Here is a 1,238-nt window from a genome sequence, read left to right on the forward strand (position 1 = left end):
TGACCTGGTCCCCTGAGACTGGTCCACCTGTGATGAGAGCCCGTAGCCCATGATGCTGGGCGAAGGGAGGATCATCACGATGGCACGGCGCAGGCACACCCCCGAGCAGATCATCCGCAAGCTCCGCGAAGCCGACCGGCTGTTGGCTGAAGGCGGTGAGGTCGCGGATGTGGCTCGGCACCTGGAGATCTCCGAGGCGACCTATCACCGGTGGCGGGCTCAGTTCGGTGGCATGAAGGCTGACGACGTCAAGCGGCTGAAGGAGTTGGAGGCCGAGAACGCCCGGCTGAAGCGGATCGTCGCCGACAAGGAGTTGGAGATTGATGCGCTGCGGGAGATCGCCAAGGGAAATTGGTGAGCCCGTCGCGGCGCCGCCGGGCCGTGGCCATGCTGCAAGAACGGCTCGGATTGTCGCAGCGGCGGGCGTGCCGGATCGTGGGCCAGCACCGTTCCACCCAGCGCTACCAGCCGGCCGACGCTGACCCGGACTCCGATCTGCGGGAGCGGCTGCGCCGGTTCGCGCGTGCTCATCCCCGGTGGGGATACCGGCGGGCGCACGCCGTGCTGGTGCGGGAAGGGCTTGTGGTGAACCGCAAGAAGATCCAGCGGCTGTGGCGGGAGGAGGGCCTGCGCGTCCCGGCGAAGCGGAGCAAGCGCCGGCGCCTGGGCGAGTCCGTCGCCCCGGCCACCCGGCTGCGCGCCGAGCGCCCGGATCACGTGTGGGCGCTGGACTACCAGTTCGATGTCACCGCTGCGGGGCGCACCATCAAGATCTTGCATGTGGTGGACGAGTTCACCCGCGAGTCACTCGCCGACCTGGTCGCTTATTCGATCGACGCGGACGCCACCGTCGCCTGCCTGGACAAGATCGCTGCTGTCCGGGGGTTCCCGCAGTTCATCCGATGTGACAACGGGCCTGAGCTCACCGCCGCGGCCCTGCGCGACTGGTGTCGGTTCACCAGCACCAGGACCAGCTACATCGAGCCCGGCTCGCCATGGCAGAACCCGTGGGTGGAATCCTACGGCGGCCGGATGCGCGACGAACTGCTGGCGGTCGAGCAGTTTGACACCCTGCTGGAAGCCCAGGTCCTTGTCGCCGACTGGCGAGAGGAATACAACAACTACCGTCCCCATTCCGCCCTGGGCATGCTCACCCCAGCCGAGTTCGCCCAGCGATGGAGGAGCCAACACCAACCGCAGCTCTCATAACGGGTGGACCACCAAACGGGGTCCGGTCA

The 1,238-nt window shown here is 67.4% G+C and carries 1 protein-coding gene; it reads left to right on the forward strand.

The window, feature by feature from the left end:
* The first annotated feature begins 52 nt into the window (after nucleotides 1-52).
* A protein-coding gene (locus tag CCN35_RS21115) for an IS3 family transposase (RefSeq protein WP_245863317.1) occupies nucleotides 53-1,209 on the forward strand; the annotation gives its coding sequence in 2 pieces (ribosomal slippage) (nucleotides 53-341 and nucleotides 341-1,209; 1,158 coding nt in all).
* Nucleotides 1,210-1,238 lie beyond the last annotated feature (29 nt).

The sequence above is a fragment of the Streptomyces thermovulgaris genome (assembly GCF_002155915.1).
Taxonomy (GTDB): Bacteria; Actinomycetota; Actinomycetes; order Streptomycetales; family Streptomycetaceae; genus Streptomyces; species Streptomyces thermovulgaris.